This window comes from Pseudoalteromonas sp. KJ63-1 (genome assembly GCF_055808145.1).
Window position 1 is genome coordinate 396,654 of the sequence record NZ_CM147855.1, and the last position, 15,934, is coordinate 412,587.

The 15,934-nt window shown below is 39.9% G+C and carries 14 protein-coding genes and 1 pseudogene; 14 read left to right on the plus strand and 1 reads right to left on the minus strand.

Translation table 11 applies throughout. The annotated features are described in order from the left end of the window. Window positions 1-16: 16 nt before the first annotated feature. The 14 genes and pseudogenes from AC0L7Q_RS01870 to AC0L7Q_RS01935 all read left to right on the plus strand — a co-directional run bounded on the left by AC0L7Q_RS01870 (window position 17) and on the right by AC0L7Q_RS01935 (window position 14,265). Window positions 17-424, plus strand: a complete 408-nt coding sequence (locus AC0L7Q_RS01870) for a hypothetical protein (RefSeq protein ID WP_409424617.1) — start codon at window positions 17-19, stop codon at window positions 422-424. Between the two features lie 311 nt (window positions 425-735). Then, on the plus strand, window positions 736-1,200 hold the full coding sequence (locus AC0L7Q_RS01875; RefSeq protein WP_418157328.1) for a hypothetical protein: 465 nt from the start codon (window positions 736-738) through the stop codon (window positions 1,198-1,200). 432 nt (window positions 1,201-1,632) lie between these two features. Beyond that, window positions 1,633-4,698 (plus strand): LysM peptidoglycan-binding domain-containing protein, encoded by a 3,066-nt coding sequence (locus AC0L7Q_RS01880; protein ID WP_409424619.1) that lies wholly within the window; start codon window positions 1,633-1,635, stop codon window positions 4,696-4,698. A 5-nt stretch (window positions 4,699-4,703) separates the two neighbouring features. Next, window positions 4,704-5,117 (plus strand): hypothetical protein, encoded by a 414-nt coding sequence (locus AC0L7Q_RS01885; protein ID WP_409424620.1) that lies wholly within the window; start codon window positions 4,704-4,706, stop codon window positions 5,115-5,117. A gap of 122 nt (window positions 5,118-5,239) precedes the next feature. After that, window positions 5,240-6,400, plus strand: coding sequence for a hypothetical protein (locus AC0L7Q_RS01890; protein WP_409424621.1), 1,161 nt, complete (start codon window positions 5,240-5,242; stop codon window positions 6,398-6,400). 45 nt (window positions 6,401-6,445) lie between these two features. Continuing rightward, the gene (locus tag AC0L7Q_RS01895; protein WP_409424622.1) at window positions 6,446-6,871 is read left to right on the plus strand and encodes a hypothetical protein; all 426 of its coding nucleotides are present in this window, start codon (window positions 6,446-6,448) and stop codon (window positions 6,869-6,871) included. A 58-nt stretch (window positions 6,872-6,929) separates the two neighbouring features. Then, entirely contained in the window at window positions 6,930-8,213 is a 1,284-nt protein-coding gene (locus AC0L7Q_RS01900) for a hypothetical protein (protein ID WP_409424623.1), read from the plus strand. Beyond that, window positions 8,204-8,629 carry a hypothetical protein gene (locus AC0L7Q_RS01905; RefSeq protein ID WP_409424624.1) on the plus strand — a complete coding sequence of 142 codons (426 nt, stop codon included), beginning with the start codon at window positions 8,204-8,206 and terminating at the stop codon, window positions 8,627-8,629. Before AC0L7Q_RS01900 ends, AC0L7Q_RS01905 begins: the two co-directional genes overlap by 10 nt. Before the next feature lie 80 nt (window positions 8,630-8,709). Then, a complete protein-coding gene (locus tag AC0L7Q_RS01910; RefSeq protein ID WP_409424625.1) occupies window positions 8,710-9,651 on the plus strand; it encodes a hypothetical protein in 942 nt (313 codons plus the stop codon). A gap of 257 nt (window positions 9,652-9,908) precedes the next feature. Next, the gene (locus tag AC0L7Q_RS01915) at window positions 9,909-10,217 is read left to right on the plus strand and encodes a hypothetical protein (protein ID WP_418157329.1); all 309 of its coding nucleotides are present in this window, start codon (window positions 9,909-9,911) and stop codon (window positions 10,215-10,217) included. 45 nt (window positions 10,218-10,262) lie between these two features. After that, window positions 10,263-11,465 (plus strand): hypothetical protein, encoded by a 1,203-nt coding sequence (locus tag AC0L7Q_RS01920; protein ID WP_409424627.1) that lies wholly within the window; start codon window positions 10,263-10,265, stop codon window positions 11,463-11,465. A 90-nt stretch (window positions 11,466-11,555) separates the two neighbouring features. Beyond that, complete coding sequence (locus tag AC0L7Q_RS01925) at window positions 11,556-12,008, plus strand: hypothetical protein (protein ID WP_409424628.1); 453 nt, start codon at window positions 11,556-11,558, stop codon at window positions 12,006-12,008. A gap of 597 nt (window positions 12,009-12,605) precedes the next feature. Beyond that, the gene (locus AC0L7Q_RS01930; RefSeq protein ID WP_409424629.1) at window positions 12,606-13,070 is read left to right on the plus strand and encodes a prolyl 4-hydroxylase family protein; all 465 of its coding nucleotides are present in this window, start codon (window positions 12,606-12,608) and stop codon (window positions 13,068-13,070) included. 82 nt (window positions 13,071-13,152) lie between these two features. After that, window positions 13,153-14,265, plus strand: a pseudogene (locus tag AC0L7Q_RS01935) (transposase). Window positions 14,266-14,721: 456 nt separating this feature from the next. Here the strand turns inward: AC0L7Q_RS01935 and AC0L7Q_RS01940 are convergent. Continuing rightward, window positions 14,722-15,825, minus strand: a complete 1,104-nt coding sequence (locus tag AC0L7Q_RS01940; protein ID WP_409424630.1) for a mechanosensitive ion channel family protein — start codon at window positions 15,823-15,825, stop codon at window positions 14,722-14,724. Window positions 15,826-15,934 lie beyond the last annotated feature (109 nt).

A 15,934-nucleotide genomic window follows, 5' to 3' on the forward strand; every position in this document is an offset into this window, starting at 1 on the left:
AAAGATAGGACTGAATATGAGAAATACAGATAAATTACTCAATTATAACATCAGGTTAGTTGGACATAATGAGTTAGATGAACCTTCAATTAGTTTATCGTTAGTAGATGCTGTTACTGAACAAAACAACCAAATATACACGTTTTCTATAAGTGAAAATGAAGTTAAAAAGTTCTCAATTGATCAGTTTATTTCGACCTATGGTTATAACTATCAAAATATTGACTGTGTTTTTTGGAGCTTAGACACTTATAAATACTTGAAAAAAGAAAATTCATTCAAGCACCCAAAGATACATAATGTTGTAAAAAATAAAGCTAAAAACAAAAAAGCACTAAAAAATTTTTATGGAGTTGAGTCTTCAAGCCATCTTGATTTTTTTGCTATAACTTTAAAAGTAAAAAAAGACATGCAAAGAAGTTAATTAATGAGCTTCTGAATGAAGATTTAATAGAGCAGCGTTCTAAGAAAAAACAGGGGTGCCGTTATTATAAGCGAAAAGCTTTTAACAAAGCTGAACATTTTTATATTGATTATTCTCCAAAGGGTAAGGCGCGTAACTACTTAAAGGTAAGATGGAACCCAGCATTTACAAGTGAGAAGTATACTAGACATTTCTTCTCTAGATTAAAGTCATTAACTGGTAAGCGCTATAGTAAGATAGTCAATGAATCATTAATTTCTAGAGTTGACTTTGCATTAGATTTTAGAGGGGATTCAGTTAAAGATACCATATTGAATATAAGTGGTTCTTCTAAGTTAAGTAACTATTTTAATAGTGAATCAGTCATGGAAACAAAGGTAGTTGGTGCGAGTGAGTTTAGATTGCAAGTTTATAATAAGTCTTTACAACAAGGCTCTAATAGCTCGGATTCACTTAACAGAATTGAAGTTCAATTTAAAAGACCTAAAATAAACGGTTTAAGGATTCAGCTAAAAAACATTTGTAGTATTCTTGAAAAATCAAGCAAAGTAAGAATGTATCGTAATACTGATAATGAATACTTTACCCATGATGAAATGAATGCTTTAAAATATATAGGCGTGGTTGGATTGAGATCTACTCTTAATAATTCTAGTGAGAAGAAGATGCTAACTCGAAATCTTGCTAAGATTGAAGTAAAAGGTTTTGGTGATAAATTAATAGGCGAGTCATTAGCTGAGATACAAAAGCTCAAAAGGCTTTTATTAAAACCTTAATACGTAATTGGAACTGTGCCAAATACTGTGCCAAAGCCTGTATATTTACACTTGCATAAAATTCTAACGTGTTGATTTATATGTTTATAACAAAGTCTGCCTGTTAACTTACCGGCTAACTCACTCATTCAATAAAAAAGCCCGCAGTTAACGCTGCGGGCTTTTTTGTGTTTGGAATATGCTGTCAGGTTGCGGGCGTCAGCGTTTAGCGGGCGGCGAGCTTCGGGTTGCGGGCTTAAAACCTAACCCCTAATCCCTAAAACCTTGAACCTAAACCCGACGCGGGGTGAACCCGCTGCTACGGATATAAAAACCTTGCGATATTAAACTTAAGGTTTTTAAATACCTCGAACCTCGAACCTCGAACCTCGAACCTCGAACCTCGAACCTCGAACCTCGAACCTATCTATATATAAAGCAGGTCAGCAGTCGGTGCTTGTTGGTGCGAATAGCCGAGGTGCACAGCAGTTTATTTATAACAGCTGGGGCCAAGTGGCAGAGGTTAATGACTATTTAAATAAAACAGATGCTAATTTATACGATGCACGAGCGACCCTTTCCAATACGCCTAATCATGCGAACTGGCGAGTCAATACACAGTTTGAGTATGATGCTGTGGGTCGAGTGACAGAAAATCGTGATTATTATCATGCTAATGCAAGCCTTTACATTCCATTTGAGGGGCGACAGGGAGAGCCAGATTGGGCTGTGACTGTATTTTATGGAGGCGCAATTAAGCAAAGCACCACCACAAAGTATAACCAAGCAGGTGAAGTAGTCAGGGTTGAGCAAAAGAAAGTAGAGGTTGATTTACGCCGTAAGTTAGAAGAGGCGATCCCAAATAAGTATGAAGGGATAAGCCGTACGATATATGCGTCGTCGCCTTGGACAGCGTCAAGTCTACGTACGCAATCCATTTCACAAGATTATAAATACAAAGTTGCGGGAAGGGTTGATTCATATGCGTATTATCAAAAGAGCGATTTACCCAATGGTGTAAATCAATTAGTGCACCGCTTTAATGAACAGTATGAAGGCAGAGACACCTATTTAGATAGTGTGACCTTTGGTTCTGGTGATAACTCGCATAAAGACAGTCAGCATTTGCAAGATGCACAAACGCGTTCAAGCTATGATGCCAATGGTAATCGCACTCGTATTGAAGAGCATATTACAGACTCAAGGTACACAGGCGATAAAAATGTCAATGCACGTTATATGCGCTTTGATGCAGAAGGCAAGTTATTATCTAAAGTGACTGGTGAGCAAAGGCGGCTATTAACTAACGCTGATTTAGTGACAAAACGGACTTCATACAACCCTATGACAGGGCAGCCAGTTGACTGGGAAAGCACGGTTGCAAGGAATGTTGGTTTTACAGAAGATACAGACTATGCAGGCCGTGGCATGGGGAGTTATCACTTATACAGTGGCAGCAATTATCTAGGTGAAATCAATAAGTCGGGTTCAAACTCAATAAAAGAACAGCACTTTAAAGCCCCAGGTGCCAATGACGCCAGTATTATGGCACGTCACCAAGTGCAAAGCGGCGATACTTTGAAAGGTATTGCCAAGTTGTATTACGGCAGTGAAGACCTATGGTACGTGATTGCCGATGTAAATGGCTTAGGGGCGGGGTCTGAGTTATTAGAAGGGGTGATGCTGGATATTCCCGCCAGAGCGAATAACTTTAACAGCCACGATAACTTCAAGCCAATGAACTTGGGTGAAATCGTAGGTAACACCGACCCATCACTCCTGTACATTCCACCGCCACCAGAAGCGGGCTGTAATGCGGTTGCTTCTATTGTGATGATAGCAGTGGCCGTGGTGGCAACGATAGCGACGGCAGGTGCGGCAGCTGCGGCGATGGGAGGCGTTGCGGGTGCGACAACCACGATGGGTGCTGGTATGGCAGTATTGGGCGGAGCCGCTGTAGGAACGGGAGCAGCCGCAGGAGCCTTAGGTGTTGCAGCAGCCGCGATTGGTGGATTCGTTGGCTCTGTCGCTTCTCAGGTTGTAGGTAAAGCGATGGGGGCGGTAGATAGTTTTTCATTGAAAGGCGCATTAGCATCTGGCTTAACGGCAGGTGCAACGGCGGGAATGGGTCAATATTTACAAGGAGCAGATTGGGCAAACAATGGTAAAAAATCTATCGATGCGGTAACAGGATTAAAAACGCTAAAAACAGCTGGTAAGACGGTAATGGGTGCTACATCAGCCATTAGCTCAGTTGCGGCAAATAAATTGGTGGGTAATCAAGCTAGTTTCTGTTGGGGTAATGTGGCGGCGTCAGCGGTAACGTCGGCAGTCGCGCCAGGAGATTATGGCGCTATTGGCAAGGGGATAATTAACCCAATCAATGGTATTATCCAATCCGGTATCCAATATGGTGCAGATAAGCTGTTTGGTAATCAAGCGAGTTGGAACTTTGGTAATGTTGCAACGGATGCGTTTGGCAATGCGTTGGGGAATAGTATTGTAAGCGGAATCCAACGCTCTGAAACAGAGAAAAATAACCGCAATCGTTATATTGAAGCGATGGGTCAAAAACTCACTGCGGATACAGCGCGTAAAATAGATGGGCAGTTAGCGACGAACTTAAACAATTCGCTTAACACTACGATGCAGGGTTTGGATGCTTCAGTTGACCGTATGCTGTGGGCGATTAATCGTAATAACGCGATTGATGCTCAAGCATCGTTTGCAAGCGAAGATGCGTCTAACCTAGCAAGAAGAAATCGGGTTGTTACATCAACAAATGCTTACTCTGATTTAATACAAGCGAATATTCAATCAGTGAGTTACCAGCATGAGCTGAATAAATATAATCGCGCATTGAATACACTAGTTTATGGCGAGCAAATAAACGCACGTTATCAGCGTGGTAATCAAATGGTTGCGGATGAGTTTAGCAAGTTCCAACCAATTCAGAATGATTTGTTTGCAGGAGTTGATGTTGAAGGTAATATCGCTTGGGGTCAGCAACGTCGAGAAGCGTTTAATCAAAGTTTTATTGGTGTTGCATCTAATGCTGGCAAAATGATCAAAGAAAATGGTGGCTTTGTAGTTGCTTATGGTGGAACTGGCGGCGCCAGTACTGGGGCTGGTGCTGATGCTGCTTTAGGTAGGTTCCTCGCGGTAGATCTTAATAATTGGTCATTAACAACAGGCAACTATAGGAGTACAGAAGTTGCTGCGAACTTTGGGATACCAGTACCAGAAGCGCATGTTGGTGTAGAACTATCCCTTTATATGACTCCCAAATATCAAAAAGCGTTACAAGGTGATTATGGTATAGCCGGAGGTGCTGCTTCTTTAGGGCTTCAAACAATAGATATTGGTGTTGTGCGTACCAAAGGTGGTGAACATCATGGTTTACAAATTACCTATACCAGAGATTTCGATGCTACCAAAATCCTTCCTAAGTTCTCAAATGGCAATGGTTATATTAAAGGCGGAAGTGGTGATGTATTTAACGTTCATAAATGGTGGTAAAAGATATGGCTAAGGAAAATACTCGATATTTTTTTTATGGAGTGATCATCCTATTAGGTGTGGTTGCCGCTTTCATAACACAATCGCATGATCAGTATGAGTTCATGTTGGATGAAATAAATGATAGTTCTACTTATTCATTGTTTGATGACAATAAAAATAAAGTTTTAGAAAAGGGAAAGCTTGGAGACTTTTACAATTGTATGACGTTGTTTCGAGGGGGAGAAAAGTGGAGGGCGACAAAAGAAGGCCTTTTTAGCGATAGATATTTGTTAATTGATGAAAAACATTTACTTGATGTTAGCTTGGTTGACAATGAAGTTGTTAAGCTTATGAATGTGCCTTTATCAGGCTCAGGAAAGGTTGGAGTAGCTGTTGCAGTTAATTGTCAGTTATCCTTACTAAATAAAACCTCATAACATTTTTCGGCTAGCTTACAACGCTAGCCGATGCCTTTGGCAATGCGCTTGGGAACAGTATTGTAGGCGGAATCCAACGCTCTGAAGCGGAGAAAAATAACCGTAATCGTTACATTGAAGTAATGGGTCAAAAACTCACTGCGGATACAGCGCGTAAAATTGACGGGCAACTTGCAACTAATTTAAACAAGTCACTTAACACTACGATGCAGGGTGTTGATGCTTCAGTTGACCGCATGATTTGGGCGAATAATCGTAATTTACAAATTGATGCCAATGCACAGTTTGCGGCAGATGAGGCGAGAAGAGCTTCAAGGCAGCAGAGAGTGGTTGATAGCGCGAATGGGTTGAGTGCTTCATTGTCATCACAAGCAAGCGCACTAGAAAGTAGGCATCGAAATCAGATCGCGGGTATTCAAGCAAGTGCGGAAGCTGCTTTTGCGAAAGGTGTAGCGCGTGGTGAAGCCATGTATGCTGCGGGTGTTAGAAACCGTGATAAAATCGGTGTTGATTTACTCAAGGGCGTTGATGTTGAGGGAAATATAGCTTGGGGTCAGCAGCAACGAAATAAATTTAATCAGTTCTATAAAGAACTGAATCCGGTTCAAAAATACGCATTTGATAAAGTTACAGCAATTGGAAATAAAGCTAATGATATTTTCTTTGGGCCAACAGGTCAATCTAATGCAATTGAAACGGAGTTGAATATTGCTGGGAATATCCCAATGTTTGAAACTGGTTTTGGTCTAAGTGCCACTGTTGACAGCTTTGGACGCTTTACATTCACTGGAGGAGTTACAGCTACTTTAACAAGTGATATTTCAGCAAACATAAGTGCAGCACTTGGACAGGTTAAAGGTTATGGGGCTGATAGTTTTGCGCTTGGAACTGGTGAATCAATTTCTACCACGGCAGATGTTTCAATTGTAGATGTTTTTGTTGATAAAAATTCAAAACTTGGAACCCTGCTGAAGGCTAGACCTGTAGATATTTTTGGTGGTTACGAGAACGGTTATACCCAGAATGGAGCATACTGGGACTTTGGTAATAAACCAAATGTAATGCCAGCAGAAAATCTTTACCATTTCAAGGGAGGGTATGTTGGTGGCTCTGTAGGTTGGAAAGGACTTTACGAATTTAACGCTTCACCAATGTACAAAGCATTTGGGCTAGAGAAACTAGCAATCGGAAAAACTTATGAGTACGCGGCTTCTGGGTTCACAACACAGCCCAATGTAATAGGTCGTGTTGCATATAATTTATTAGATATTTTCCATGACTAATATTGTTGGGGCCAAATAGTGCCCCAAATTTTTTGGGTTTTTTTGATGATATATGAAATTAGTTTACTTGACTTGTCTTGGCCTTTAGTGATTGTGCCAAGTGCGTTTTTATTTTTGTTTTCTAAATATATTTGGTCCCATGACCTGCTTGTTAAGAAGCAGAAGGTAAAATATTTAGCTATAGCTTCCTTTGTACTAGGGACTTTTCCATTGTGTGTGTTTGTATATCACTTGACGGTAAATATTATGAATTTGACTGGGAGTTATTCTAGTGCTGAAGGAAGCTACCAATCTATAAGTGATGATGGGCGTATTGCAACTTTAAATATTACAGGCCATAGGTTTAAATTTCATTTATACAGTACTAGTTGTTTATCTTATAAGCCAAAATTGACGAAAGGAGATTACATCAAGGTTAAGTATTTAGGTGAAAAAAATGATGTGTGTATTTTAGAAATACAGAAGATCTAACCTAAACCTTTTAGCCGATGCGTTTGGCAATGCGTTGGGGAACTCGATTGTTGCTGGAATGCAGAGCAAGCAAACTCAAGCTAATACCAACAAAGCAGCACAACTTGGTAACGTAGTATTTGAACGAGAAATTTCATTAGGTAAATCTGAAAATGAAGCTAAATTTGCAGCAGCGCAAGCGATTGCTCAATCAAAGGGTGGTGCTGTTTCATTAAATAAAATTACCGATGATGGTTCATTACCAAGTCACGGTTCAAGTAACCCTGATACAACGTCTGGATTTTATTTATCAAATGGTACTGAGCGAGGCTTCTTCGATTACAGTGCGTCAATGAATGATGTATCGGAGTTCTTAGTTGGTAGCCCAGTTAACGAACTCGCACATGGTTATGCTAAAAATCGATTGGATGCCAAAGTTAGGCGTGACCAAGCATTTGATGCTGGAGTAGTGAGCGGTATCCACAATTACAATGCTGGTAGAGCACAGCGCATAGCTAATATGTCCGGTTTTAGTGCTGACTATATGACTGCAGAGCAGTGGCAAGGCATCGCAAGTAATCAGTATTCTAAATGGAATAGAGAACTGAAAAATGATGTTTTAGACATTGTGGCTGCTCCTCTAATGTTAACAGGCTTCGGGTATGCTGGAATGAGGTTAATGGGTGCGGGTGCTTTAAAGCTATCACAAGGCGCATTTAGCTTGATACACGGTTCAACTAGACTAGCCGCTACTAGAACAATGCTTTACGGCGGCGCCCAAATTGGTGCCGGAGACTTCCTTATTGATCGAGGAATTAATTTTGCTCAGAAGTCGTTAACAGGTAGCAACAATGTTATCAATGATATGCATAGAGTTGGAAAACAGATTTACCACGAAGCTAAGCGAAATGGCGGGTTAACAATAGCTTCAGGTATCGCTGTATCGGGTGATGTAGGTACTAGATGGGCGCTAACGCCAATTGGCTTATGGGGATCACTAGATTTCAATAATATGAGTTTTAATGGTGGGTTCTATGGAAGTGGAGAAATAGGCTCAAAACTAGGCTTACCATCTCCGTCTTGGAGTATTGGTTCAGAAACAACAATATTTACCACTTCTGATTATCACAATGCATTAAGTGGTAAATATACATTACAAGGTGCGTCCTATAATGTAAGCGGTAAAACTTATGAACTCGCACAAATACAAGCCGCTCAAGGAAACATAAATGGATATCAATTTACAAAAGAACTTTATGGTGCTTCCGTATATAGCCCTAAAGTGAACCCTTCAGGTTTTGCTCACTTTGGCTATGGTGACTATGTCACATTTGGAGGTATAGGGAATAAACTATGGCGCTAAATAAGATGGGTAAGTCTTTATTAATATGTACTATGCTAGTCGGCGGGTCATTCTTTTTGATTATAAAATCAATGCCAGACACTGCAATCGGAGTGATCAGTACTTGGAATATTAACACAGAATATGAAGTTCTGGATCAGAGGTTTGTTAATGTACCTTATACAGGGAGGTTAGGCCAATTTTATGATTGCCTTACAAAATATCGCCATATATCAAAACGTAGTATATCAAAACCTATTGCTGAAGATAATGGCAGGCTCGTGATTAAAGTTGCAAACGTTGCCAAATTAACTATGGCCGTTAATAGCAAAGAGGCATATTCGATTCAACTCGTAGAACAAAATATAGATGGAAAAGCTGAAGATTACTCAAATAATTATGCAATAAACTGTGATGTAGGTTTGTTGAATAAGTAGGATTGAACATAGTTTTAAAACACATCGGCTAGATATTTAAGCTAGCCGATGCGTTTGGCAATGCATTGGGGAACTCGATTGTGAGTGGTTTAAGTAAGTCTCCAAAATCCAATAATAAGCCTAGCGATTCAGAATTTATTCAAGATGTTGAAAACTTAACAGAACGAAGCGATTCACTTCTCGATGACATTGATAATATGCTTGGTTATAACCGAGATGGTATCTACGATGCAGAGGGGAACTTTATACCTTCGGATGAGCTGTATGTGTCAAATGACCCTATTGATGATTTCATGAAATATGGAACCGAAGGCAAAGAAGCGTACGAAGCTCGTAAGCTGGCTGAAGCGAATGAAAAAAGAGGTTTTTGGGATGCTATTCATCATAATGATAGGCCAGCGTCAGTTGAGACTGAGTTTGGATTTTCACTGTGGGGTAAATTACCATACTTTGGAAAATTCGATATCGGCTTTGCAGCATCATTCGCATTTGACAATAAAGGCAACGTAGCATTTCAGCATCTAGCTAAGGAATATGGTGGTGGTTTAGGTGGCTCTGATTGGTCAGGAGGCCTGAATTTCAGTGTATTAGATGGTGAAGGACTACATGCGAGAGATATAGTTTACGGTGAAATGATTACAGGTGGGCCTAGTATAGACTTAATCTCTTTTAACAAAGCTCGCTTGTTAGGAAAGCAGCTACCAGATGTAGGATTAGCATTTGATTATGAGATAGGCGCTGCACTTACAAATAAAGGCCCAGTTGGGGTTAGAGGGTTTGAGTTTGGTCTAGATATAACTCACGGCGGTAATAAATTGGGTACTGATATAACCTATCAGAACAGCCCTATAAGGCCGTATGAAAGCAATTGGGGAGTTGTTGGTCAATTGCTTTGGGCCTCTCAAAATGTTGGAATTAAGGTGATTAATAATTCTATATATAAGGGAATGGATGTAACCTTAGAGCATTTAGCAAAGCCTCGAGAGTCAGAAATTTCACTTCCAAATTTGAAAAATAATTAATAAATAGGAGTAATGGGAGTTGTAGATGAGTGCAACTCCCTTTTCAAAATGATTTACGAGTTTTCAAAGATTTTCGAATTTTTATACATATCATTTCAAATAATGATCGCCTTGGTATTCATGGGTGTTTTTACATATATACCCCTTAAATTTTTTTCTGGAAAATATAAGTTTTTTTATTACTGCCGTTGGGTTATTTTAGTTTTGCACTATATGAATTGAAGAAAGGTATAGTTCAAGTTAACGCCTATCAGAATATGGTTGAAAATAATAGAGTAAGTACTATAAAAGGTCGCTTGATTGCGACTTATCAGCAAGATAACCACAACTATTATAAGCCTCCTACAAACGCTGTTGCTTTAGCTGAAATACTCGAATTTGAAAGATTTAAGCTTGAGAGTATTGGACCTATAAATCATATTGCTGAGTTTGGCTGCTTTAATGGTTCACTTAAAAGTGAGTTAGAGCCTCACATAGGTGAAGAGCTTGAAATTGTCTATGTAGATAAGCTGTACGAAAATGCAACATTGCCGACGTTATGTATTTTAAAAATTGAAATAAAATAATGAATTGGCTAGGAACCTAAACAAGCCGATGCATTTGGCAATGCATTGGGCAATGCATTGGGGAATGGGATTGTTAGTGGTTTAAGCAGTGCACCAAAATCAGCAAATACCGCTACGACAAGTCCAAAACGCTCTGGTCAAACGCAACCTGTTGGCACGACGAGTGGAACACCTGCTTCACAAGGCGCAGTGGATATTAACCCTGAAAATGCCCTTGAAAGATGGAATCGACTAGAAGCGGCAGGTGGCCTTGATAGCTTATCTGATGATGCGTATTACAGCTTAGCAACCGCCGCAAACTCAATTGAGAATGCGACACGCCCAATTACATCGTTTGATAGATTCAATCGTTTGGTTAATCACTCAAATATGATTAGGCAGCAGTTAAACAGTGATTTAGCAACGAAAGCACAAAGCGTGCAACGTACTCAATCACTTATAGCCAACAATCAAGCTTGGATCGATAGAAATACCACGTCAATGGGTAGAGTGCCGCAAGCCTTTGACCTTGAAAGCTCACTAATAGGTTCCATTGATTGGCAGGATATGAGTCAGCCTTTAACACCGGGGCCTTGGCGTGATGGGTATGTAATGCCTCTTTCAAATGAAACTAAGCCACAAGTTCAAAGTGAATTTGGCAAGTTAATTAATGATACCTCTAGTAGATTAAATGCGGCAGGTCTTGGGGTTTACTCGTTGGAGGCAATGGCTAAGAAAGGATGGGGATCAACTTTGGGTAAGGGCCAAACATTAACAGGCGGAATCGTGGGCAGTTATTTCGATAGAATTTATGATCCAAGCAAGTCAACCGTAGTGTTTGATTATTCTATAGACACTCAGAAAACGGCTCCATTGGTAAATGATTTTGGCCAAGGGCTCGGCTTGCTCTCTTTAGGCTTGTCTGGTGGGGGAGCTTATTACTCATATGCAACTGATGCTGATGGCTGGGATTTTGGAGATGGGTTTAGAGAGCTTGGTAAAGTCGGAGTGGATTTAGCTGCCGCCGCACCAAGCTTGCTCTCCAAGGGAAGCTATTTAACACGATTCAATCCTGTTGGAGCTGTTTATACGGCTGCTGATTTAGCTGTGCAGCTAACTCCTGATTATACCATTCAGTATGGTCAATATGCAGGAGAAACGCGATCTGGTTGGACTAAGTTGATGTACAGTCATGCGGATCAACAACAGAGAGTTATGGATATTAGTCCTGAGCTGCATTATGAACTTTATATCCGTAAGCAACCATAAATTTTAAGGAAATGAGTAAGGAGCCAAGACGCTCCTTATCCCAACTATATGAAACTATTTACGTATTACTATTACTTTATAAAAAAGAATGTGGAAGTCAATGCTCCTGAGGTTAATGCATATTTTTCGGCTTTGAAGACTATTAGCTTTCCAATTTCGATGGTTTTGATGGCTAGTGTATTCCAACTGGTCTTGGCTGCTGACCTTTTGGATACAATTATCGCGAATTGGCCATATGATTACGGAAGGGTGCATAGTAAAAACTTTACCACTCCGACAGCAATACTCTTTGTTGTAAGTTATATCACTACTCGCATAATTCTAAAGTGGTACTTTATCAACGATAAACTGCAACAAGAGCTAGATGAATACTATAAAAAAGAAGACCTTTCCTTTAAAGTGCACAGGGTTCTTCCTGATTCATTGACATTCTTTTTAATATTCTTTTCATTTTTTATAGGCTTTGGCGTGTGGGTTGGGGTCGCAATATGCGCCTTCTTGCTTTTAGGTTTAGAGTTATGGATTCGTAGTAGATTTCAATAAACGTTTAACATGGACAAAAAAAGTACAGGCATAAAATTAAATGCAATAAAAGGACAGGCATAAAATTAAAAGGAACAGCCAAGCAAATTAGGTTAGCTACTTAAGCTAGCCGATGCGTTTGGCAATGCTTTGGGGAATTCGATAGTTAGTGGTTTAGCGAGTAAATCAACAAGAGGTAATAATACTCAAGCCAAAGCCTATGGGGTCGTCAACTGCAAGGTAATGTTTTAGATATTGTTGCAGCACCTTTAGTTCTTTTAGGTGGTGGATATGTAGGGAGGAGATTGATCGGTAGAATAATATGAGACAGACAAAAATTACCCAATTCAATGTGGATTATGGGTGTTACTGTTAGTTCACCACCATTAGTTCAGCTGTTAGTTGCATCATTTCAATGGAGATTCACTGGTAGATAGGTATATAAGTGGTAAAATAATGGGCACATATAAGTTTCTTGAATTTGCGGAAGGGCTACTACCATAGACTTTCTTAATTAGTAATAGAATCGTAAAAATCTTTATTTTTGAGGTTATTTACGTTTAGTTTATTTAGAAGCGTTGTACAAAAAACATCAACTGTCGGTAGGGTAGGTAAACTATGGATACAAAACAGACCTCATGGGTTGATTGGTATAAAGAAAATTTACTTCGAGGATGCTGTTTGGAGGAAATGGTTCAACTAATGTGCTCTGGCGGAGTCCCTTTGGCTGACGTGAAAAATATCATGGGAAAAAATTACCCGATCAGCCTAGATTTTAATAACCTAACCAATCCAAGACTAATTAATAACTCCAGCGCACTTAAAGTTAATACTAAAAAAGCGCAGATGTATATTATAGATAATTTTATGAGCAGTCATGAATGTAATGTAGTTATGTCTCTCATGGATACGGCATTGGTTCCGTCCACGGTCACGGTTTCCAATGGAGACGATGCATTTAGAACAAGCAAAACATGTTATTTAAATAACCAAAGCCACCCAATAGTTGCTGAATTAGATCTACGGATTGCACAAGTATTAGGGTTTGCAAGCTTTAATTCCGAAGCTATTCAAGTGGAATAAACTAGACACCCACTCTAATTTTTGCAGTTTGGCGAACTAAGTACTAGGCTTTCATAAGTGTGAAAACAAGCAGGGGGGTCTTATGGCAATCGCAAGAAAGCGTCAAGTAAGTTTGGTTGATACAAAGTACTACCACTGTATATCACGCTGTGTTCGGCGTGCTTTTTTGTGCGGTGAAGACCATTTTACTGGTCAATCTTACGAGCACCGCAGAGGATGGGTTGAAGACAAACTGCTAGAGTTAGCCAAGATATTTTGTATTGACGTTTGTGCTTATGCTGTTAAGAGTAACCAGCAAAATGTTGGAACATTTTACAACAGCGCAGCTGGTCCGGAGGGCGGAAGGCAGGATGCCTGAAGTACACCCATTTAGTCCTGTATATTGATGATAAAAAAGCGAATCGGCTGAATGACAAAGCAATTGTTATTCGCTGGCATAAACTTTGTAAAGGCACTGTACTCACGCAAAAACACATACAAGGTGAAGAGCTAAGTAAAGCTGAACTTATCTTTTTTAATCAAACGGTAAAGGAATATCGAGAGCGTCTATCAAGTATTAGTTGGTTTATGCGATTATTAAATGAAAGCATAGCCCGCAGAGCAAATAAAGAAGATAACTGCACTGGTAGGTTTTATTCGCTGCCATCCATAGCGCTCACCCTTCGGGCTGCCAAGGCATTCAAATTTATTCCCTATAAATTTGTGGGAGGGACGATTTAGCTCACAAGCATTATTGGATGAAGCTGCATTGTCGGCCTGCATGGCGTATGTAGATTTAAACCCCATCAGAGCCAAAATTGCAAATACATCAGAAGAATCTGACCATACCAGCGCTCAACTACGCTTAACATGCGCAAAAGAAGGCAAGCAACCGAAAAAATTGCTCCGCTTTGCAGGCATGCCACGTCAAATCATGCTAAAAGGGCTACCGTTTGAGCTTAAATCGTACCTTGAACTTGTTGAGTTAACAGGGCGTTGTATACGATAGGACAAACGAGGGTATATTGAAAGTACACACTTACCCTTACTCGAAAGAGTCAATATTTCCTCTGAAAACTGGTTAAAACTCGCTACACAATTTACACGCGTATTTCACGGCGCAGTAGGCAGGCCGACCTCACAAGCAAGTTATTGTGAAAACTTAAGCAGAAAACGGCGAGCTAATATAAGTAATTGTGAAAAGCTATTAGCATAAACCTAAAATTACTCAGTAGAAAAGTTAAAACTGCATCATGCAGTCATTTTCATGCGTGTAATTTAGGTTTAAGAGTGATGATTGCTGATTTACTGGATGAAATAAAATTAACGTAGTCGTAAAGCATAAATAATTGACCTAAAAAGTAAATCTAATAATATAGCTTTGCTTGTTAAATTAGAGTGGGTGTCAGTTTCAGTTTATTTTTGTGCTTGAGACAAGCTATTGGTACCAGCTGTCAGCGTTTAGCGAGCGGCGGGCTAAGGGGGGCTTAAAACCTTACCCCTAACCCCTAACCCCTAAAACCTAAACCCGACGCGGGGTGAACCCGCTGCTACGGATATAAAAACCTTGCGATATTAACCATAAGGTTTTTAAATACCTCGAACCTCGAACCTCGAACCTCGAACCTCGAACCTCGAACCTCGAACCTCGAACCTCGAACCTCGAACCTATCTATATAATATTTTTTCCCTGCTCAGGATCGCGTGATTCATCGGCTTGTTCGCGAATATCATCAGTATCACTGCTTACATCATCAATGCTGTGTTCATGCTCTGTGGTTTTATGTTTTTGAGTATGTGGTTTCTCTTTAGTTTTTTCTGTTGTCTCTGTTTTAGCTTCGCTTGCTGTGGGGTAAATGTCTTCACCTTGGCTATTGAGCAATACACGTTCTCTGGCATCGTCAGGCATACTTATATTATGTTGCGTAAAACTGTTAATTAACTCTCGCATTAGCTGTGAGGCTACTTTAACAATGCTGTATTGTTCGCCGTTGACCCAAAAGTAAACAGTAAAATTGATAGTGGCGGAGCCTAATTTATCAACCAATACTTGGGGAGGTGGATCGCTAAGCACAGAGTTTTGATTTTTTATAACGCTAATAGCAAGACTTTGTGCGCCGCGAATGTCATTATCGTAGCCAATACCGATTGTGAAATGACCGCGCATCTTTGGATTAGCGGTTAAGTTTTTAATGGTATTTTTATACACAGTCGCATTGGGTATTTGAATATGATTGCCATCGTAGTCAACTAAAGTGGTTGCCCGTGCAGTTACTTTTTTAACAATACCTATTCTGCCATCCACTTCTATTACATCATCAATTTTAAATGGACGTTGTACACTCAAAAGTAAACTGGCAATAAAGTTCTCAGCAATATCCCGAAAGGCAAATCCTAAAATAAGGCCTATTAACCCAGTGCCACTCATAATAGCGACCGCGAATTCAGTCAAGCCAGCCAAACGTAAGAAAAGGTAAAACCCGAGTAAAATAATTAAGGTACTAATACCACGCCTAGCAACTAGGTGTACTAATTTACTGTTGGTCATGTAAGTAACGGGCTTTATTAACAAGCGTGATAATGGGGTGGCGATTAAATAACTAATCACCAAAATAATAATCCCTAGAAACAAAGTGGGCAGTAATTGCACGAATGAGTGTAGTAATTGCACGCTTTGCTCTTTTAAAAAGTCCCATGAAACCGAGTTTGGCTGAACGGTGTCGATTGCGGGAATAGATGCGTTATTAGCGAGTGTTGCAATTAAAGCGCTGAGCATAGGAGCCATCCGTGTTAGGTTGAGTTAATTAGGGTCTGTGTAAAACAATAGCAGCAAGTCTAGGGTCTGTTGAACCTTTGCGGATTAATATTTGTTCAAACTAGGGGCA

Coding starts and splice junctions, on each gene's coding strand:
- AC0L7Q_RS01870 (WP_409424617.1), top strand. CDS start 17: ATGAGAAATACAGATAAATTACTCAATTATAACATCAGGTTAGTTGGA.
- AC0L7Q_RS01885 (WP_409424620.1), top strand. CDS start 4,704: ATGGCTAAGGAAAATACTCGATATTTTTTTTATGGAGTGATCATCCTA.
- AC0L7Q_RS01890 (WP_409424621.1), top strand. CDS start 5,240: ATGGGTCAAAAACTCACTGCGGATACAGCGCGTAAAATTGACGGGCAA.
- AC0L7Q_RS01895 (WP_409424622.1), top strand. CDS start 6,446: ATGATATATGAAATTAGTTTACTTGACTTGTCTTGGCCTTTAGTGATT.
- AC0L7Q_RS01900 (WP_409424623.1), top strand. CDS start 6,930: ATGCAGAGCAAGCAAACTCAAGCTAATACCAACAAAGCAGCACAACTT.
- AC0L7Q_RS01905 (WP_409424624.1), top strand. CDS start 8,204: ATGGCGCTAAATAAGATGGGTAAGTCTTTATTAATATGTACTATGCTA.
- AC0L7Q_RS01915 (WP_418157329.1), top strand. CDS start 9,909: ATGGTTGAAAATAATAGAGTAAGTACTATAAAAGGTCGCTTGATTGCG.
- AC0L7Q_RS01930 (WP_409424629.1), top strand. CDS start 12,606: ATGGATACAAAACAGACCTCATGGGTTGATTGGTATAAAGAAAATTTA.
- AC0L7Q_RS01940 (WP_409424630.1), bottom strand. CDS start 15,825: ATGCTCAGCGCTTTAATTGCAACACTCGCTAATAACGCATCTATTCCC.